The organism is Rariglobus hedericola (assembly GCF_007559335.1).
In the GTDB taxonomy this organism is placed as follows: Bacteria; Verrucomicrobiota; Verrucomicrobiia; order Opitutales; family Opitutaceae; genus Rariglobus; species Rariglobus hedericola.
Map to the genome: position 1 here is coordinate 905,282 of NZ_VMBG01000001.1, position 18,240 is coordinate 923,521.

The window sequence follows — 18,240 nt, forward strand, 5'->3', positions numbered from 1 at the left end:
CGCCCGAGCAAACTCACCCCATGAACTTGCGCAACACCCGCGCAGGCATCGCCTGCAAATCCATCCACGTCAAAAAATCGATGGTCTTGAACTCCCGGTCGATCGCCGGCTCGCCGCACACCGCCGCCCCCGCCGCGAGATAAGCCATCATCAACCTCGGAATCGTTACCCGCGCCTTCGCCGCCTGCACCGCCTCCGCCGTCGCCTCGCAACGCCACGCCGCCAGCGGACGCGTCCGCCACTTCTCCGCGACCAGACTTCCTCGCGCGATCACCGCATACGCCGCCAGCCCTTCCGCCGCATCTTGCGATGTCAGCGAGCTGCACCCCACGAGATAACGCGCCCCGCGCTCCTGCGCATACTGCGCGATTCCGCGCCACAGCAACCCGAGCACACTCTGGTTCCGATGCTCCGCCGCCACGCACGCGCGCCCCAGCTCCACCATCTCACTTCGCACCGCCTCAAACGGCGCAAAATCAAACTCCCGCGCACTGTAATAACCCAGTCTCGACGCGCCTGCCATTACACCCGTCTGCAACCGATACGTGCCCACGATCGCCCCCGTCTCACGCTCCACGATCAGCAGGTGGTCGCACACCGCATCAAACTCGTCCGCATCCAGCCCCGTCGCCTCCGCGTCGGGCAAGCCTTCGCCCAGCTCCACGTTGAACACCGCGAATCGCAACCGCTGCGCCGCACGCACGTCGTCCGCGTTTTTCGCCAGCCTCAACTCATAACGCTCCGTGTTCATCGCAACAGCTCCCGTATCTCCGACACGCTTAACACCCGCGCCCCGCGCGCCCGGTTCGCCGCGCCGATCTCAAACGCCAGCGCCCACTGCCTGCACAACACCCGCCACCCAAACCACACCGAGTGCTTCGGGTCATAGATACTCGTCGCCTCCGATGTCAGTCCGTTCAGCTCGATCACCGTGAACTCCCCGCGCCGAAACGCCTCCGCCGACGTCGTCCGCACATCATACCGCCCGAAATAAAACCCCTCAAACGTCCGGCTCACCCGCTCCACTTCCTTCGTCAGCTCCGTCGTCATCAGTTCCGTTCCATCCAAAAACACTGCACCGCGGCAATGCGTGCCGAGCTCCGTCAACACCACGCGCGCCCCCGCCGCCGGCACTTCGTCCAACCGCACCGCAAACTTCTCCAGGAAAAACCGCCCCATACACACCGCTCGGTCATCACAGAGGATCAATTTCTCCAACGTGCTTCGTCCGTCCCCAATCAGTTCCACCATGCGCTTGTCCGTGATCGCAAAAATCTCCCCGCGCTCCGCCCCCGGTATCCGCACATAGAATACACCATACTCCACTCCCGCCACATACCGTTGCGCAATCAACACCCCCGGCTCGCCCGCCAGCGCCGCGCGCGCCTGCACCTCATCCCGCGCGATCACCACACCCGAACCGCGCTCGCCCACATCCGGCTTCACCACCACCGGCCAACCGTGCGTCTCTGCGAACCGTTTGACCACGTCCCAACGCGTCTCCACCTCGCCTGCATCAACTCGCACCCACTCCGCTACCGCGTCACCCGCACCCGCCAGCGCCGTCAGGATCTCGCTCTTCGATTCACCCACCAGTCCGCCGCCCGCGCCGATCCCCGGATTCGCCGCCGTGAACACGGTCGCCCCGCGATGTTTCACCGCGAGCCAGACACAATAAACCACCACCGGCGGATACACCGCCCACCTCGGCCAGAATTCCCACCTCGTCACCCGCCGCCATTTACCGAGCAGCAACCGCCGCCCGCGCCACGTCGCCGCCTGCACCCCAATCTTCGCCACCAACCACACGACCACGCCCGACGCGAGCAACCAGCCCACCGCCTCCGTCCACACGTCAAACCATCCCAGCACCGCATTGCCCGCCAACGCCGCTCCGCCCACCAGCAGCGGAGTCCACAGCGCGCATGCCAGCGCGAACCACAGCGTGAATTTCCTCCACGGCATCCGCAGCACGCCCGCCGCCACATACGTCGGCAACCGCGTTCCCGGCATGAACCGGCTCGCCAAAATCACCCACGCTCCACGTTCCGCAAACCACCGTTCCGCGCGCGTGACCGCCTCGGCCGACACCCGCCCGCGCAACGGCCACCGCGTCAACACCCCGCGCCCCAGCACCCGGCCCGCGAGCACGAGCAGCAGATCACCGATAAAAATCCCCGCGAAACACGCCGCCACCGCCGGCCCCAACGCCAGCTTGCCCGCCGCCACCAGCAACCCCGCCGCGATGCACGCCAGGTCTTCGCTCACCAGCGTCGCCAGCGCGAGCCCCACCAGCGCCAGCATGACGTCACCACTATTCAAATACGCGTCAACCCACTCGAGGTTCATAGGCGCCACACTCCGCGTTCGCCGCCGGTCATCGATTCATAATCCAATTCCCGCACACCCGTCCTCACGCGCACCGCGCACACACTGCGTGTGCAGGCGTCCGCCCTCCGCATGAGCACCGACTCCGCACCCGCCGCCGGATCATACTGACGCTGAAACGCCGCCAATCCCTCCGCTGTCCGTTCGTCCCACGCCGCCCAGCGCGCGGCCCGCGCCGCCTGCACGCGCTCGGGTTCAAACGACGACGAGGTCAAAAACTCCGGCGCCTCCGCCTCGTGCATCGCCTGGCCATCCCACCGCAGCCACACCGACCCGCCCGCCGCATCCACCGCCACCAGATGAAACGGCGCGAACCGCTTCAGCTCCACCGCGTGCATCACCCGCACCACGTCCTCCGCCCGCACGCACTCCGCGCACATCAGCGGCAACCGCCCGCGGCTTTCCAAGCCCGTCTCCACGACGCCACGCGGATAATAATTCAACAAACACACCGTCACGCCGTGCTCGTTCAACATCAGCCAGGTCCCGCCATGATCGCCATCCGCCGGCGCGACATAACGCACGCCGTCCTCCGTCCGTTGCTCGACCGGCGCACGTTCCTCCGCACGCACATGGCGTTCATCGCGGTTGAAAAACAAATCATAGCCATCCGCCTCCGCGGACGCCCGCCAGGTCAGTGTGCACATGCGGCGGCCTGGGACTGCAAATACCGCAGCGTCGAGGGAGCCATGCCGAAATCCTTCGGCAGTTTCTGGCCGCCCAGCTGACAGATCACTCCGATCAACGCGTAGTGATGAATCGTGTGGCTGAGCAAAAACTCCAGCTCGCGCACGACCGACGACACGCCCCAGGTCGTCGTATCCGCCGGCGCGCACTCTGCGCGCACGCGCAACGCACGGTCCGCCTCCAGCCGCTCTAGCCGTTCACCGATCGCCTCCAACTGCGCCGCCGCATAGCCGGGATCTTTCTCGATCAACGGATCACGCGCCCGCGCTTCGTAATCGATCTCGCCGGTCTCCGTCCCTTGCAAAAAACTCAGGTAGTGCTCGATCACATGTCTCAAATGTCCGCCGGTCGAGCTGTTGAAACACGCCGGAGTCCGCTGTGCATATAACTCCGCCGAAAGCCCCGCCAGCAGTTCACTGCCTTGGCGCAACGCCGCCACGTTGTCGCGAATACTTGGTGTGATCATGAAATGAAAGGGAGGTCAGTTTTTAAGGATCTTGGGCCAGTTCTCCTCGGCCTTGGAAATGTTATCGGGAATATTTTCAGCCCATTGAGACTGCACTTTCGCGTTGTAGTTCAGGTAAAGACGGTTGTTTACGATTTTCCAAGCGTCCGGATCGATGCCCGCCGTGTAGCCGCGGCTCACCGCCCACGCGCAATATCCGCCGAACTGCGGCGCGTATTTCACCGGGTCGGCCTTGAAGAGATCGCGGTGAGCCGCGCTCGCGAAGCGCCACTCCGCCCCGTTCCACTCGTGGATAAAATCCGAACTGCCCTTCACCGGTTTCGAGTCCGTGAAGTAAGCCACCGGATCATAGCCCTTGATCGCCACGCCCGTGAAGGTCGTGTTCACGGGCTTCTCCGCCCGCAGCACCGCCGTTGAGAATAACGCGAGCACCACCGCCGCCAACCGGATAAAGAGTTTCATATAAAAATGAATTAAGAGTTAAAGTTTCGAACCGATCACCGGCAGGTCGTGCCGGTGAATCCACGCGATGAACGCGCTTCCAAAAAACACCACGACCGCGAGCCCGAACAGCAGTCCGCCATCATCCTGCACCACGATGCCGAGCTTCGTGAGATGGAAAAAAATCGCCCCGCTGATCACACCGAGCGAGATCACTGCACCCACCGGCACCAGCGCCGGCACGAAGAGCAGCACCGCCGCGATCAGCTCGACCACGCCCGAACCGTAGCGGCCCCACGGCTCCTGGCCGACGGTTTCAAAGATATAGACCGACTCCGGCGCACCGGAGAATTTGAAGAACAACGTCTGGAGAAGGATGATCGCAACGATCACGCGAACCACCCAACTCGCGACACGCAAGGGAACCGGCAACGATTGATAAGCAGAGGATGACATAAGTGTATGACCCTACGAGTCGCGTCGCCGCGCTCTTATTCCCGCCATTTTAAAAAACACTCCGCAGGGCCTGCGCACCGTCCGGCGACACGAGCACATAGGCATGCTTCGTATCCATCCACGCGACCGACGCCACCGTGCCGCGCTCACGGAACATCGGCGCACTGTCGCCTTTGAAATCACCGCGCTTCGCCACGTAGATGTGAAATCCGCTGCCGCCGCGCTCAAAGCACACTTCCAAGACATCGCGTCCACCGATCTTCAACGAGCGACAGCCATCCGCCTTGAGTTGGTCAAAGTCCATCGGCAAGCCCGACGCAAGCCGCGTAGCCGGGTCGCTCAACACCGTGCGTAACAAACCGCGCGGCTGGGGCATCGCCGCATGGTGAGCCTCGGAACCGACTTCACCCATCACGCCCATCGCGAGTTGATCCACCTCGACAGCCGGACGCATCGCCGGCCAGGCCGCCACAAGGCCAAAAATAATCGCCACACTCGCCGCCATCGCCAGAACCTGCGGACGCCCCCAGAACGGAATCGGCCGGCTCGCCCGCGCTCCCGCCAGAATCGACGCACGCAAATCCGCCGGCGGCTGCACCGCGCGCAGTTTCTGCGCAACCGCCGCGTCAAACGCCTGCTCGCGCACCAGCCATTCGCCCAGTGCTGGATCACGACGCGCCTGTTCCAACGCATCACTGAAACGCGGATCAGCGTCGTCCGAACCATCCGGACGGCGCGCCTGCAAAATGAATTTGGCTTCAGTGGTGTTCATGACGTCTTCCTCTCAGAAATGGGGAACGGGATTATTTTTTGCGCGGACTCCTTCTTCGCCAGCACCGCGCGCAGCTGGGCTTTTCCACGCGACAACCGCGACATCACCGTGCCGATCGGCACCTCCAGCATGTCCGCGATTTCCTGATACGGCAGGTCTTCCAGATAGAACAACGTGAGCGGCGCGCGAAACGCCTCATCCACTTCCTGCAATGCCTCGACGACCGTCTGCGCATCCATGTTGAGCGCCAGATCGATCTCCGCCGCCGGCACATCATCTTCGCCCGGCGGCAGGTCCTCGATGGCCGTGAGCCGCGACCCGCGCCGGCGTCCGCGCAAAAATTCGCGATACAACGTCGTGAACAACCAGGTCTTCACTTTCGACGCATCGCGCAACGCCGCGCCCTTGGTCGCCCACACATAAAACGTCTGCTGCGTCAGGTCGCACGCGTCCGCTGAATTGCGCGCCAGGCTCAGCGCAAACCGGTAAAGCGGCGCGTAGTAGGCATCGACCAATTGAGTGAAGGCATCCTGTCCCATGTAGGCGTAAGAGCCGCGACCCGCCGGCTTATTCCCGCAAATCCATAAAGTTTTCCACCCTACCCGCGAGCGCGGAATAAACTCACTCCGCGACCGCTCGCACTCGCATGCTGAAACTCCCCGGCCTCCCCGCGTTCCTCGTCCTCGTCGCCATCGCATCCTCCTCTTCCGCGCGTGCCCAAATCTTCCAAAGCGACGCCGTCGCCACTCCACTCATCGAACTCTACACCAGCGAAGGCTGCAGCAGTTGTCCGCCCGCCGAGCGCTGGCTCAGCGCCCTCAAAACCGACGCCGGCCTCTGGTGCAAATTCGTCCCCGTCGCCTTCCATGTCACCTATTGGGACTACCTCGGCTGGAACGATCCGTTCGCCCAATCCGGCTTCACCGACCGCCAGCGCGCCTACGCCGATGCCTGGAACGCACGCTCCGTTTACACCCCCGGTTTCGTCCACCAAGGCCGCGAATGGCGTCCGGGTAACCCCGTCGCCTCGCCCACCACGCCCGGCATCCTCACCGTCGAGCGTTCCGCCGCCGGCTCCGGCACCGTCCGCTTCTCGCCCACGTCACCCGTCCGTCAGAAAACTTACACCGCCACCATCGCCCTCCTCGGCAGCGACGTGAGCATCGCCGTCAAATCCGGCGAAAACGCCGGCCGCTCCCTCCCCCACGATTTCATCGCGCTGCACATCGCGACCGTCGCGCTCACCGCCCAACCCGACGGCACGTTCACCGGCACGTTCGCCGCTCCTCCTGCCACGCTTCCGTCAACACCGCGCCGCGCCCTCGCCGCCTGGGTCTCCACCACCCGCGACCAGACCCCGCTTCAAGCCACCGGCGGCTGGTTGCCGTAAAACCGGCCCTGCAAAAGTCCCGATATCGCCACTAGACGCGGAGACTGCGGGTCGTTTTAGTCGATTGGTCCATGCGCCTGAAAATCTCTGAACGCCAACGCGAGTTGGTCGTATCCGTGCTCAATCCGATCACCGTCCTCTGCGGCGTGTGCTCTCTCGGGCTGCTATTGTTCATCATCGGTTGGGAACTCGATACCAACACGCGTATATTCGTGCGCGCGGTTACCGCCGCAGTCCTCGTAGCTTTTATCGGCCAGGAGGTGCTGCGCCTTGCCGTCCAGTCCCGCATCCGCCTCTACCTGCGCACGCGCTATCTCGAAGTTTTCCTCGCCTGCGCCGCCGGCCTGGAACTCCTCCTCGGCGAACCGATCCAAGGATGGATCGGCCAGCGCGCTCCTGACCTCCCGGCCTCGACCATCACGGTTCTCTACCTAGCACTCACCCAGCTCACTCTGGTTGTCCTCACCGCCCTGCGCGCACTGCGTCGCAACAGCCTGCTCTCGGGCCGTCTTCTGAGCCCCGGCATGGTGTTCATTCTCAGTTTCGCCATCCTCATCACCTCCGGCACCCTGCTGCTCAAGACCCCTCAGGCCACGCATGACGACATCAGTTTTACCGATGCCTGTTTCACCGCCACCAGCGCCGTCTGCGTGACGGGCCTGATCACGGTCGACATGGAGAAAACCTTCACCCGCCACGGTCAATGGATCATTCTCGGACTTATCCAGATCGGCGGTCTCGGTGTGATGACGATCACCTATTTTTTCGCCTACTTTTTCGCCGGCGGAGTCACCTTGCGGAACCGCATCGCCCTCCAGGATTTGCTCTGCGAGGAAAACCTCAGCCACATCGGCACCGTTCTCGGGATCATCATCGGCTTCACCTTCATCACCGAGATCGCCGGCGCGATCGCCATCCACACCTTCCTCGGCACCGGCGGGCTGCCTGGCGACGACCGCCTGTTCTTTTCACTGTTCCACTCCATTTCCGCCTTCTGCAACGCCGGCTTCTCCACGCTCAGCAACGGGCTCGGCGATCCCGCGCTGAAGGGCCAGTTCGGCGTCTTCTCCGTTATCATGGTCTTGATTGTCGTCGGCGGCATAGGCTTCCCCGTCATTAAAAATCTCTGGCTTGTCGCCCTCGCCCGGTTGGGCCGCAGGCTAGGCGTGCGCACCGCGGTGCCGCCGCGCCTCATGGCCAACAGCCGGCTCGTGCTCGTCACCACGTTCGTCCTGCTCGCCGGCGGCACCGCCACCATCTGGGTCACCGAATTCTTTTTCGGCAACGGCCACACCAACGGCCCCGAACTGTTCACCGCGCTTTTCCACTCCGTCACCGCCCGCACCGCCGGCTTTAACATCACGCCCGTGGACGGCCTGCTACCCGCGACCGGCGCCATCATGATGTTTCTCATGTTCGTCGGCGGCAGCCCGTCGAGCACCGCCGGCGGCATCAAGACCACCACGCTTGCCGTCGCCGTGCTGTCGTTGCGCCGCGTGCTGTTCGGTCGCAGCGATATCGAGGCCTTCGGCCGCCGTCTCGGCGAAGACGTCGCCAATCGCGCGCTCGCCATCTTGTTGCTCGCGGTCGGCTTCATCACCGTCATCGCGGTCTCCCTTTGCGCGCTTCATCCCGAGATGTCTCCGGCCGACGTCACCTTTGAAGCCGTCAGCGCCGTCGGCACCGTCGGGCTCACCCGCGGAATCACACCGCTGTTCGGCGACCCCGCCAAATGGGTGCTCATTTTTGCCATGTTTGTGGGGCGCATCGGCGTGCTCGTGTTTCTCCTTTCCTTCATTCGTAAACGTTCGTCCCGCGGCTACCGTCTGCCCGAGACCACCGTCGTCATCACCTGAATCTTTCCCGCTTTAATCACATGAAATGCTGCATCATAGGTCTTGGCGTCTTCGGTAGAAACCTCGCGGTCAACCTCGCCCAGCTGGGCGCCGAGGTCCTCGCCATCGACCGTCGTGAAGACAACGTCTCGCTCATCAAAGACGAGGTCGGCGCCGCCATCATCATGGACTTCGCCGACACCTCGCCGCTGGCCCGTCTCGCCATCGATGAAATGGACGCCGTCGTCGTTGCCATCGGCGATGACTTTGAGTCCTCCATGGCCATGACCGTCAAAGCCCAGGAGCTCGGCGCCAAGCGCATCGTCTGCCGCGTGCTTTCGCCCATGCATGCGCGACTCTTGCGTCTCATGAAAGTGGACCGCCTCGTCATTCCCGAGGAGGTCGCCGCCCGCGGTCTCGCTCATTCGTTGCTCATGCGCGGTGTCGTGGACGGTTTTGATATGGGCAGCGGGCACGCCATCATCGAGGCCGATGTCCCCGGCAAGCTCCTCGGCCGCAACCTCTCCCAGACCGCCGACATCTTCAAAAAACACGATGTGCGCCTCGTCACCATCAAGCGGCGGAACGACCGCCCCATCGGCACGTTCTTCAAGGGCGGCGACATCGAGGTCAACCGCCGCACGCTCGGCGTCATCAACCTGGGCGACACCTTCACAGAAGGTGATATTTTTGTGCTCTTTGGCGCCGAAAAAGGTCTCCGCGACTTCCTCGACGAAAACTCAGCCGACTGATGCTCCGCCTGCTGCTACCTCCCAACCTCGCTGCCGCCGCGCCGCGGGACGCCATCGCCGTCAAGATCGACCTCGATCCGTCCGCCGTTCCCGCGCCTGCACTCTTCCCCGCGCTCGCTGTTCTCCAACGTCTTTGCGGCGGTGCCACCGTGCCCCCGCCGTTCGTCCAACTCACCCGCGCCCAGCTCCGCGAACTGGTCAACGCCCTCAAAGGCCAGCCCGCCTTCGCCTTCGTCAACGCCCCCACCGTCCCGCTCCTCTGGATCGGACCCCGCCTTCGCGGCGTCAGCGAACACTTGGACGAAGCCCCCGCCCCCAAACAGGTCGCCGCGACTGCCCCTCGTCCGGCTCCGAAGCTCTCAACCCTCAACTCTCAACACTCAACTTCCTCCACCTCCACTCCGCTGACCATCGACGGCAGCGAACACTTCCTCGCCATCAGTCTGCCGTCCCGCGAACAGAGCAGCTACGCCGCGGCCCTCGATCTCGTAAAATCCAACGGCTTCGCCCTCGATGCCCTCACCCGCAAGTGGTGGCTCCGCGACCGCCACAAAACGCTCAACTTCCTTGCCGTCCACCTCGACGCGCTCCGCAACACCTGGCACGCCGACTTCACCGACAACTTCGAGAAGAACACCGCCAAGCTCGCCGAGATCGACATCCAGTGCGACATCTCCGAAACCGGCGGCGAGTTCTCCCTCACGCTCGGCATCGCCGCCGCCCGCGTATCCGAGGAAACCCTACGCACTGCCCTCGCCACCAACCGCGGCTACGTCGAGGACAACGGAAAGGTCTTTCTGCTCCCCCCCGAGAAGGTCGCCCGGCTCACCACCGCCCAGCGCGCCCTAGCCGGTAGTTCCACCGCTCCCGCCGCCGCCCGTCGCACGTGGCGCATTCCCGCCGCCCGCGTCGCCGAGGTCCAGGACCTCATCGACGAGCTCGTCCCTCACTACCAGCCGCCCGCCGGCTGGAAATCCCGCAGCGAGGCCCTCCGCAATCTCTCCACACTCGCGCCCGCCCCGCTCGATCCCGCGCTCGCCGCGTTGCTCCGCCCTTACCAACAGATCGGAGTCGCCTGGCTCTGGCATCTCCACCGCCTCGGCCTCGGCGGCATCCTCGCCGACGAGATGGGCCTCGGCAAAACCCTCCAGGCCATCTCCCTCCTCACGATTCTACACGCCGAGCGCGCTGGCGACAGTCCAGCACCTAGAGCCCACAGCCCGAGAACTCCGAACCTCCGTTCTCTCAACTCTCAACCCTCAACTCTCAACTCAGGACTCCCTTCGCTCGTCGTGTGTCCGGCTTCGCTCGTCGAAAACTGGCGACGCGAAACCGCCCGCTTCGCCCCGCACCTGCGCGTCTTCATCCACCACGGCAACCAGCGTCTCACGGACGAGGCTCATGCCAAATCCCTCGACGTCGTCATCACGTCCTACGGCACGCTCGCCCGTGACCGCGACCGGTTCGCCGACTTCACCTTTGCCGCCCTCATCGCCGACGAAGCCCAGCACATCAAGAACCGCCGCACCCAGAACGCCGCCGCCCTCCGTTCACTCAACACCAAGAGCCGCTTCCTCCTCACCGGCACGCCCGTCGAAAACTCCCTCGACGATCTCCGTGCTCTCTTCGATCTGCTCATGCCGGGCTACCTCGAAAAAGTCCCCGCCGGCACCAAGGCAGACGAGCGCAACTGGTTCGACGAACGTCTCCGCGCCAAGACCGCGCCCTACATCCTCCGCCGCACCAAAAAAGTCGTCGCCACCGAGCTCCCCGACAAAATCGAGCAGGTCCTCTACTGCGAACCCACCGCAACGCAGACGCGCCTCTACACCGAGTGGCAGAAAAAGTCCGAACAGGAACTCGACGCCCTCGCCGCCGACGGCGCATCCGAAAACTCGATACGCATGGCCACGCTCACGCAGCTCCTGCGCCTGCGCCAGATCTGCTGCGACCCGCGTCTCGTCGTTCCGGCCACCGCCGCCGATCATTCGTCCAAACTCGAGACCTTCCGCGAGCTCCTCGCCGAGTCCATCGACGACGGACACCGTCTGCTCGTCTTCTCCCAGTTCACCTCGCTCCTCGGTCTGCTTCGCGCCGAGCTCGACGAACAAGGCCTGCCTTACTGCTACCTCGACGGCAGCACGCCGCAGAAACAGCGCCAGACCGAGGTGGATCGTTACAACAACTCGCCCGACATCCCGGTCTTCCTCATCTCGCTCAAAGCCGGCGGCACCGGCCTCAACCTCACCGGTGCCGATACCGTCGTGCACTTCGACCCGTGGTGGAATCCCGCCGTCGAAGCCCAGGCGACCGACCGCGCCCACCGTATCGGCCAGAAAAAAGTGGTGACGAGCTACAAACTCATCTGCACCGGCACCGTCGAGGAAAAGGTCCTGCACATGCAGGAAACCAAACGCGCCCTCCTCGCCGACGTCTTCGAAGCCAGCGACGCGAGCAACTCCAAGCTCACCCTCGCCGACCTCAAGTCACTCCTGCAGAGCTGACCGCCCAGTCTTTGGACAGGATGCACAGAATTCGATCCGGATATCCGAACTCCGACATCCTGCCTTTCATCCACTCTTCATCCTGTCCCAAAACTCCGACTCTCCGCGCCTCTGTGCCTCTGCGTTAAACCAATCCCCCTACATACGAAATTTGGACAGGATGAACAGGATTCGATCCGGATATCAGAATTCCGACATCCTGCCTTTCATCCACTCTTCATCCTGTCCAAAAACTCCGACTCTCCGCGCCCCTGAGCCTCTGCGTTAAAAACGCGTCTGCTCACTCCAACCCAAGCGCCTTGCGGCCCGCGTCGGAGATCATCTGCGGTGTCCAAATCGGATCCCACACGATGTGCACCTTGGCCGATTCGACCGTGGGCAGCGCCGCGATTTTCTGGCGCGCATCTTCCGCGATCACCGGCCCCATGCCGCAGCCGGGCGCGGTCAGCGTCATCTTCACTTCAAGCGCATGGCCGCCGGTCGGCGTCTTCTCGACGCTCAAATCATAAACCAACCCGAGATCGACGATGTTCACCGGAATCTCCGGATCGAAACACGTCTTCATCGCGCTCCACACCGCCGCCTCGCTGAACTCGCCCGACGCGACCGCCGCCGGTTCGGCGCCGCCGAGCTTGGATACATCGAAGCCCGCCAACGCATCCGCATTCTCCCGCGTGATGCGAAACAGTCCGCCGTCCGTGCGCACCGTCACGCTGCCGCCCAGCGTCTGCATGATATGGGCGGACGTGCCGGCCGTGAGCGTATGCGTATCGCCCGCCGGAATGACCGTGGCGGTGATGTCGCGAGTGAGTGTGGTGTCGTTGGACATGTTTAAAATGAATCTTCTTTTGCGTTCTTTGCGGTCCTTACCGCCTGTGCGTCTTTGCGTTAAAATCTTACAGCGCCCTCACCGCACGCTGATCTCCAGTGGCAGGCGAGCGTAAACGCCGCGCGGATCGTTGAACTCTTGCAGCGTCTTCGCCTGCTCTTGCACGCGTTCGATCACTTGCGCGACCACGCCGCGTTGCGTCGCCTCGGCCGGACGCACGTTCTCGAACCACATCGTCAGCATCTCGGCAAACGTCTGCGTCTGGGGGAACTCCACCAGCTTGTAATCCGTCCCCAGGTTCGCCTCTTCCGCCGCGTGGAGGATGGCCGCATCCAGTCCGCCGAGTTCATCAACAAGTCCCAGCTTGATCGCCTCGCGCCCCGACCACACGCGACCGCCGGCGATCTTGCGCACTTCGACCGGGTCCAGCTTCCGTCCCTCGGCCACCTTGCGAATGAACTCGCCGTAGATCCACTCCACCATGCCTTGAAAAATCGCCAGTTCATCCGCCGTCTTCGGACGCGAGATCGTGAAGATGTCCGCATACTTGCCGGTCTTCACGCCGTCGAAGGTCACGCCGAGATCGTTCGCCAGTTTCTTGATGTCGAAGTGGATTCCCACCACGCCAATGGAGCCCGTGATCGTCGTCGGCTCGGCGTAGATGCGGCTCGCGTAGGCCGAAATCCAATACCCGCCCGACGCCGCGTAGCTGCCCATGGAAACCACCACCGGCTTCACCTCGGCGGCCAGTCGCAGTTCGCGCTGGATGTGCTCCGACGCCGTCGCCGAACCGCCCGGGCTGTTCACGCGCAGCACGATCGCCCGCACGTCATCATCCTGGCGCAGCGCCCGCAACTCACGCGCAAATTTCTCGCCACCCACTTCATCCGCCTTGCCTTCACCATCCACGATCGCGCCTTCCGCATAAATCACCGCGATTTCATTCGACGAGTGCGCCTTTTGGGCGGGCAACGCCTTCACATAATCCGCCAGCCGCACTTGTTTGAACGGCTCTTCCACATCGGTGACTCCCGTCGCGGTCTTGAGCTGCGCCAACACTTCATCGCGATACGCCAGACGATCAACCAGCCCCGCCTTGACCGCCGATTCCGGACGGATGACGCCTTCCGTATCCACCACGGCTTGCAGCGCGTCCGGCGTGATTTTGCGATCCTGCGCCATGTCGGCGCGCAGATCGCTCCACAGGTCGCCGAGCAGCTTTTCCATCTGCAGGCGGTTTTCGGGGCTCAGGTCCTTGCGCACAAACGGCTCGGCGTAGGATTTGAACTCACCGACTTTCGTGACCTGCACACCCACGCCGAAACGCTCAAAGGCACCGGCGAAAAACGTCGGTTCACTCGCCAGTCCCGGCACCACCAGCGAGCCGTAGGGATCCAACGCGAGATCGGTCGCCGCCGCCGCGAGATACAGGTCGCGCGTCGTCGCAAAATCCAGATACGCCACCACCGGTTTGCCCGATTTCTTGAAATCCGCGATCGCCCGGCGCACTTCGCTCAACGCCGCGAAGCCCGTGCCGTAGCCCGACGGCTCCAAGCTGCCGAGGAGCACCAGGCCCGTGATGCGTTTATCCGTGCCCGCCTCGCGCAGCGCCCGCGTCACCGCGCGCAACTGCAGCGTGTGCGCATCGCCGCCGCCAAAGAGCGCGGCCGGTCCGGCTCCGTCGAACTCGGGCGGCGCGTCGGTGATGTTCGCCCCCAAGTCAAACACCAGATAGGAGCCTTGGGCGACGGTGTGAACCTCGGCCGGCTTGAAAGAAGCCGCTGCCATGATCAGGCCAAAAAACACCACGACCACCAGAGTCACGGCCAGCGCCAGAGCCGCCAATGTGCCGAGGAACGACGCAAAGAAATTCTTCATAAGGTGCCGCAGCGTAGCCAACTCGTCTTCCTCCGCCAGAGCTTTTCCATCACCCCGGCACGATCTCCGCTAGTGGGTGGTTAAGCCTCTGTCGTCACCGCACCTTTGCTTTCGCAGGGTTGCGGTCCGCTTTCCGCCACTTTTACTATGCCGCACATGTCCGAGCAAAAAGACCTGCTGACCACCAACCGCAAGGCCCTCACGATCAACCTCGACGAGCCGAAATACGGCACGTTCGCCGAAATCGGCGCCGGCCAGGAAGTGGCGCGCATCTTCTTCCAGGCGGGCGGCGCCGCCGGCACCATCGCGAAATCCATGTCGGCCTACGACATGACCTTCAGCGACGCGATCTACGGCAAGGCCCCGCGCTACGTCTCCCGCGAGCGCCTCGGCCTCATGCTCGACCACGAATACACGCTGCTCATCGAGCGCCTGAACGAGAAACGCGGCGCCAACACCACGTTCTTCGTCTTCGCCGACACCGTCGCCGCCCGCAATTACAAGGGCACCAACGAAGCCCACGGCTGGATGGGCATCCGCTTCCAGATCGAGCCCCACGGCCCGCCCAGCGACCTCATGATCCACGTCCGCATGTGGGACAAGGACAACCTCCTCCAGCAACAGGCCCTCGGCATCGTCGGCACCAACCTCATCTACGGCGCGTTCTACTACCGCGACAACCCCGAGGAACTCATCCGCTCGCTCCTCGATAACATCGGCCCCGACCGCATCGAAGTCGACATGCTCAAGATGAGCGGCCCCGCCTTCGGCCCCGTGGACAACCGCCTGATGTCGCTCTACCTCGTGCGCCACAAGCTCACCAACGCCGTCATGTTCGGCCCCGGCGGCGACGTGCTCCAGCCCTCCGAGATTCTTTACAAGAAGGCCGTCCTCGTGGAACGCGGCAGCTTCCGCCCCGTCACCCACGTCAACGTCGACATGCTCAACTGCGCCTGCGCCCAGTTCATGCAAGAGCCCCAGGTCAAGGGCAAGGACCTCGTCGTGCTCATGGAGATCACCATGAACAACCTCCTCGCCGACGGTGAACTCGACGCGCAGGACTTCCTCTCCCGCGTCGATCTCCTCGGCGACATCGGCTTCACGGTGCTCATCTCCGACTACTCCGAATACTACCGCCTCACGACCTACTTCCGCCGCTACACGCAGGAGATGATCGGCGTCACCATGGGCATCAACAACCTCCTGGAGATCTTCAACGAGAAGTATTACGAGCACCTCGCCGGCGGCATTCTGGAAAACTTCGGCCGCCTCTTCCGCAATGCCGTGAAGCTCTACATCTACCCGATGCAGCAGCTCGCCTACGACCGCTACCTCGCCGCCGGACACCCGGCCGTGGACGCCGCCGGCCACATCGCCGGCTCGCCCTTTGCCGCCAACGTGCTGATCAACGCCAAGAACCTCCAAGTCGAAGACCACCTCAGCAACCTCTACGCTCACTTGCTGGAGAATCACTACATCGAGTGCATCGTCGGCTTCGACAAATCCATCCTCTCGATCTTCTCGCGCGACGTGCTCCAGCGCATCCAGAAGAATGATATCACCTGGGAAACGATGGTCCCCCCGCCCGTAGCCACCGCCATCAAAAAACGCGGCCTCTTCGGCTACACCGCGCCGGTGACGGGGTAGTAAGAAGTAGCGCGTAGTGAGTAGCGGGTAGCGAGTAGTTCGAAAAACCAGCTCCGAGCTCTAGACTCCGGAAAGTGCGGTTTCACCGCACTTTCCAGAAACCATCGTTGCGCTAGCCGTTTGCGCTCGTCAGAACCTGCGACGTTCACGCATGTCGCTCACCCCTGAAGCTCTCGCCCGCCAACAGATCGACGCTCAACTCGTCGCGGCCGGCTGGATCATTCAGGACTACAAGGCCGTCGATTTCTCCGCTGGCCGCGGCATCGCCCTCCGCGAAGTCCCGCTCAAAACCGGCCCTTGCGACTACCTGCTCCTCGTCGATCGCCACGCCGTCGGCGTGATCGAGGCCAAGAAAGAAGGCACCACCCTCTCCGCGCGCCTCCAAGCCACGGCACATTTATCATTTCATAACGCCGCTTAACATGAACGAAAACGCCAACTTCAAGGTAGACCCACGCCTCGCAAGCCTTCTCGGAGAAACGTATCGTTCAACGGAACACGCAATAAAGGAGTTAATAGATAATGCGTGGGACGCTGATGCGCCGACAATTGCCATTACACTTCCAGATCCAATGACTGCCGACTCGATTGTCATAGAAGACACTGGCAGTGGGATGACTGAACTCGAGTTGCGGAATGAATACCTGGTCGTGGCAAATGATCGCCGTTCACGTAAAGGCGACCGAACAAAACAACTCAAACGCTTAGTTAAGGGCCGAAAAGGTATCGGGAAATTCGCCGGCCTGATGGTAGCCAATATCATGGCGATTGAAACAACGGCCCACGGAAAAACTACCCGCGTCGTAATATCGAAGGAAGATTTACTGAATGCGACTCGTGATCTGGAACGCATTGATCTCCCACTGACCGTTGTTCCTGCACCGGATGGAGTATCCGGCACGAAAGTGACTCTGACATCCCTGAGCGACCGCTTTGAATTTCCTCTGCCCGAAAAGCTAAAGACACTCTTGATGACCGAATACGGACGTGAGGAGGATGTGCGCATTAGCGTCAACAGTGAGGCCCTGTGTTTGGATGATTTGCCCGGAGAAAAATTTCAAAAAGACGACACCATCCCAGATGCCGGTGCTATTAAACTTAGTTTCAAGGTATCTGATGGCGCCAAATCCTTAAAACAGGCAGGTATCGCGCTCCGCGTTGGCGGAAAGATAGTTGGAAAACCTGGATTCTTCGGACTTGAGGACGATCCGGAAATCCCGCCGAAACTCCTTAAAAAACTATACGGTGAAGTAGAGGCAGACGGGTTATCGGAAAGCGTGACTGCGGACTGGGGCGACATCGTCGAGAACAGCAAAGCATTCCACGCGCTAAAGCCCGTCATTCAGGCCCATCTCAAAAACGCCGTTGAGGAAGTATACAAGCGCGAGGTCGGTCTTCAACGTGCACGCATTCAACGCCAAATAAACCTCCGCTTAGCGGAAATGCCCGAACACCGCCGCCGCTTCGCTCAAATCGCACTCGAGAAAGTGATGAAACGCTTCTACGGCGAGAGCGAAGAGAAGGTCGAGACCGTCGCCTCCGTCATCCTCGATGCTTTCGAGAAAGACGAATACTGGTTAGTGCTGAAGCAAATCGACGAAAGCAAAGGCGGCGATATCGAGACGTTTGCGTCCGCGCTCGAGATATTCGGATTACTCGACATGGCGCTGATGGCGAACCAAGCCAAAAGTCGGCTTAAAGTCCTAGACCATTTAGACGATCTCGTCCGCAACCCGGCCACGCTCGAAAAGAACGTCCACAGCGTCATCGAACGAAACCTGTGGGTTCTCGGCTACGACCATTCGCTCATCTCCTCGAACAGAACCCTCGCTCGCACCATCGAGGAATACACTTCCGCAAAATTCACCGGTGACCGCGCATCCAAACGTCCCGATTTATTTCTGGCACAGAACCTCCGCGGTGGTTTTTTCCTGATAGAGTTCAAACGCCCAGCCAAAGAGATTGACCGACAGGATCAGCGACAAGCTCAGGAATATAGAGACGACCTTGAACCCAAGTTCGGCCAAATTGAAATCCTGCTACTTGGCAAAGGTCGCGATGTAACTGCAACGATGCAGAATGATCCGCCCCGCTTACAGGTTTTCAGCTACGAGGCACTAATAAGCAGTGCCCGCACGCAGATCGATTGGTTACTTTCCGAACTTAAGAGCGGAGAATCCACAAGCGCTTAAGCA

At 62.1% G+C, this 18,240-nt stretch carries 17 protein-coding genes; 7 read left to right on the forward strand and 10 right to left on the reverse strand.

The features are described 5' to 3' along the window. Positions 1–13: 13 nt before the first annotated feature. Genes FPL22_RS04025 through FPL22_RS04060 form a run of 8 tightly spaced genes read right to left on the reverse strand, consistent with a single transcriptional unit; the run spans position 14 to position 5,749 of the window. Positions 14–751, reverse strand: coding sequence for a GNAT family N-acetyltransferase (locus tag FPL22_RS04025; RefSeq protein ID WP_144228818.1), 738 nt, complete (start codon positions 749–751; stop codon positions 14–16). Beyond that, positions 748–2,349 carry a DedA family protein gene (locus tag FPL22_RS04030; protein ID WP_144228819.1) on the reverse strand — a complete coding sequence of 534 codons (1,602 nt, stop codon included), beginning with the start codon at positions 2,347–2,349 and terminating at the stop codon, positions 748–750. The genes FPL22_RS04025 and FPL22_RS04030 overlap by 4 nt, the downstream gene beginning before the upstream one ends. Then, positions 2,346–3,035, reverse strand: coding sequence for an NRDE family protein (locus FPL22_RS04035; protein WP_144228820.1), 690 nt, complete (start codon positions 3,033–3,035; stop codon positions 2,346–2,348). The genes FPL22_RS04030 and FPL22_RS04035 overlap by 4 nt, the downstream gene beginning before the upstream one ends. After that, the gene (locus FPL22_RS04040; protein WP_144228821.1) at positions 3,023–3,541 is read right to left on the reverse strand and encodes a DinB family protein; all 519 of its coding nucleotides are present in this window, start codon (positions 3,539–3,541) and stop codon (positions 3,023–3,025) included. The genes FPL22_RS04035 and FPL22_RS04040 overlap by 13 nt, the downstream gene beginning before the upstream one ends. A 15-nt stretch (positions 3,542–3,556) precedes the next feature. Next, a complete protein-coding gene (locus tag FPL22_RS04045) occupies positions 3,557–4,003 on the reverse strand; it encodes a YHS domain-containing (seleno)protein (protein ID WP_144228822.1) in 447 nt (148 codons plus the stop codon). A gap of 18 nt (positions 4,004–4,021) precedes the next feature. Then, positions 4,022–4,438, reverse strand: coding sequence for a DoxX family protein (locus FPL22_RS04050; RefSeq protein WP_144228823.1), 417 nt, complete (start codon positions 4,436–4,438; stop codon positions 4,022–4,024). A gap of 49 nt (positions 4,439–4,487) precedes the next feature. Further along, positions 4,488–5,210, reverse strand: coding sequence for a DUF3379 family protein (locus FPL22_RS04055; RefSeq protein ID WP_144228824.1), 723 nt, complete (start codon positions 5,208–5,210; stop codon positions 4,488–4,490). Further along, positions 5,207–5,749, reverse strand: a complete 543-nt coding sequence (locus tag FPL22_RS04060; protein WP_144228825.1) for an RNA polymerase sigma factor — start codon at positions 5,747–5,749, stop codon at positions 5,207–5,209. Before FPL22_RS04060 ends, FPL22_RS04055 begins: the two co-directional genes overlap by 4 nt. A 107-nt stretch (positions 5,750–5,856) precedes the next feature. Between FPL22_RS04060 and FPL22_RS04065 the strand changes: the two genes are divergently transcribed. The 4 genes from FPL22_RS04065 to FPL22_RS04080 all read left to right on the forward strand — a co-directional run bounded on the left by FPL22_RS04065 (position 5,857) and on the right by FPL22_RS04080 (position 11,691). Continuing rightward, positions 5,857–6,600, forward strand: coding sequence for a DUF1223 domain-containing protein (locus FPL22_RS04065; RefSeq protein ID WP_144228826.1), 744 nt, complete (start codon positions 5,857–5,859; stop codon positions 6,598–6,600). Positions 6,601–6,671: 71 nt separating this feature from the next. Next, positions 6,672–8,456 carry a TrkH family potassium uptake protein gene (locus tag FPL22_RS04070; RefSeq protein ID WP_144228827.1) on the forward strand — a complete coding sequence of 595 codons (1,785 nt, stop codon included), beginning with the start codon at positions 6,672–6,674 and terminating at the stop codon, positions 8,454–8,456. Between the two features lie 20 nt (positions 8,457–8,476). Continuing rightward, complete coding sequence (locus FPL22_RS04075) at positions 8,477–9,187, forward strand: potassium channel family protein (protein ID WP_144228828.1); 711 nt, start codon at positions 8,477–8,479, stop codon at positions 9,185–9,187. Further along, positions 9,187–11,691, forward strand: a complete 2,505-nt coding sequence (locus FPL22_RS04080) for a DEAD/DEAH box helicase (RefSeq protein ID WP_144228829.1) — start codon at positions 9,187–9,189, stop codon at positions 11,689–11,691. Before FPL22_RS04075 ends, FPL22_RS04080 begins: the two co-directional genes overlap by 1 nt. 280 nt (positions 11,692–11,971) lie before the next feature. On the opposite strand, the gene FPL22_RS04085 is transcribed toward FPL22_RS04080, so the two are convergent. Both FPL22_RS04085 and sppA read right to left on the reverse strand, forming a co-directional pair. Next, positions 11,972–12,520 carry an iron-sulfur cluster assembly protein gene (locus FPL22_RS04085; protein WP_144228830.1) on the reverse strand — a complete coding sequence of 183 codons (549 nt, stop codon included), beginning with the start codon at positions 12,518–12,520 and terminating at the stop codon, positions 11,972–11,974. 78 nt (positions 12,521–12,598) lie between these two features. Next, complete coding sequence (sppA, locus tag FPL22_RS04090) at positions 12,599–14,398, reverse strand: signal peptide peptidase SppA (RefSeq protein WP_144228831.1); 1,800 nt, start codon at positions 14,396–14,398, stop codon at positions 12,599–12,601. A gap of 156 nt (positions 14,399–14,554) precedes the next feature. On the opposite strand from sppA, the gene FPL22_RS04095 reads away from it, so the two are divergent. The 3 genes from FPL22_RS04095 to FPL22_RS04105 all read left to right on the forward strand — a co-directional run bounded on the left by FPL22_RS04095 (position 14,555) and on the right by FPL22_RS04105 (position 18,237). Next, entirely contained in the window at positions 14,555–16,045 is a 1,491-nt protein-coding gene (locus FPL22_RS04095; RefSeq protein ID WP_144228832.1) for a TonB-dependent receptor, read from the forward strand. Positions 16,046–16,196: 151 nt separating this feature from the next. Continuing rightward, positions 16,197–16,466: a hypothetical protein gene (locus FPL22_RS04100; RefSeq protein ID WP_203235113.1), complete on the forward strand. Its 270-nt coding sequence runs from the start codon at positions 16,197–16,199 to the stop codon at positions 16,464–16,466. A gap of 1 nt (position 16,467) precedes the next feature. Continuing rightward, complete coding sequence (locus FPL22_RS04105; RefSeq protein WP_144228833.1) at positions 16,468–18,237, forward strand: ATP-binding protein; 1,770 nt, start codon at positions 16,468–16,470, stop codon at positions 18,235–18,237. Positions 18,238–18,240 lie beyond the last annotated feature (3 nt).

Bases quoted from the DNA above. Each gene is read 5' to 3' on its own strand.
- FPL22_RS04025 (WP_144228818.1), bottom strand. From the start codon at position 751: ATGAACACGGAGCGTTATGAGTTGAGGCTGGCGAAAAACGCGGACGAC.
- FPL22_RS04030 (WP_144228819.1), bottom strand. From the start codon at position 2,349: ATGAACCTCGAGTGGGTTGACGCGTATTTGAATAGTGGTGACGTCATG.
- FPL22_RS04035 (WP_144228820.1), bottom strand. From the start codon at position 3,035: ATGTGCACACTGACCTGGCGGGCGTCCGCGGAGGCGGATGGCTATGAT.
- FPL22_RS04040 (WP_144228821.1), bottom strand. From the start codon at position 3,541: ATGATCACACCAAGTATTCGCGACAACGTGGCGGCGTTGCGCCAAGGC.
- FPL22_RS04045 (WP_144228822.1), bottom strand. From the start codon at position 4,003: ATGAAACTCTTTATCCGGTTGGCGGCGGTGGTGCTCGCGTTATTCTCA.
- FPL22_RS04050 (WP_144228823.1), bottom strand. From the start codon at position 4,438: ATGTCATCCTCTGCTTATCAATCGTTGCCGGTTCCCTTGCGTGTCGCG.
- FPL22_RS04055 (WP_144228824.1), bottom strand. From the start codon at position 5,210: ATGAACACCACTGAAGCCAAATTCATTTTGCAGGCGCGCCGTCCGGAT.
- FPL22_RS04060 (WP_144228825.1), bottom strand. From the start codon at position 5,749: ATGGGACAGGATGCCTTCACTCAATTGGTCGATGCCTACTACGCGCCG.
- FPL22_RS04065 (WP_144228826.1), top strand. From the start codon at position 5,857: ATGCTGAAACTCCCCGGCCTCCCCGCGTTCCTCGTCCTCGTCGCCATC.
- FPL22_RS04070 (WP_144228827.1), top strand. From the start codon at position 6,672: ATGCGCCTGAAAATCTCTGAACGCCAACGCGAGTTGGTCGTATCCGTG.
- FPL22_RS04075 (WP_144228828.1), top strand. From the start codon at position 8,477: ATGAAATGCTGCATCATAGGTCTTGGCGTCTTCGGTAGAAACCTCGCG.
- FPL22_RS04080 (WP_144228829.1), top strand. From the start codon at position 9,187: ATGCTCCGCCTGCTGCTACCTCCCAACCTCGCTGCCGCCGCGCCGCGG.
- FPL22_RS04085 (WP_144228830.1), bottom strand. From the start codon at position 12,520: ATGTCCAACGACACCACACTCACTCGCGACATCACCGCCACGGTCATT.
- sppA (WP_144228831.1), bottom strand. From the start codon at position 14,398: ATGAAGAATTTCTTTGCGTCGTTCCTCGGCACATTGGCGGCTCTGGCG.
- FPL22_RS04095 (WP_144228832.1), top strand. From the start codon at position 14,555: ATGTCCGAGCAAAAAGACCTGCTGACCACCAACCGCAAGGCCCTCACG.
- FPL22_RS04100 (WP_203235113.1), top strand. From the start codon at position 16,197: ATGTCGCTCACCCCTGAAGCTCTCGCCCGCCAACAGATCGACGCTCAA.
- FPL22_RS04105 (WP_144228833.1), top strand. From the start codon at position 16,468: ATGAACGAAAACGCCAACTTCAAGGTAGACCCACGCCTCGCAAGCCTT.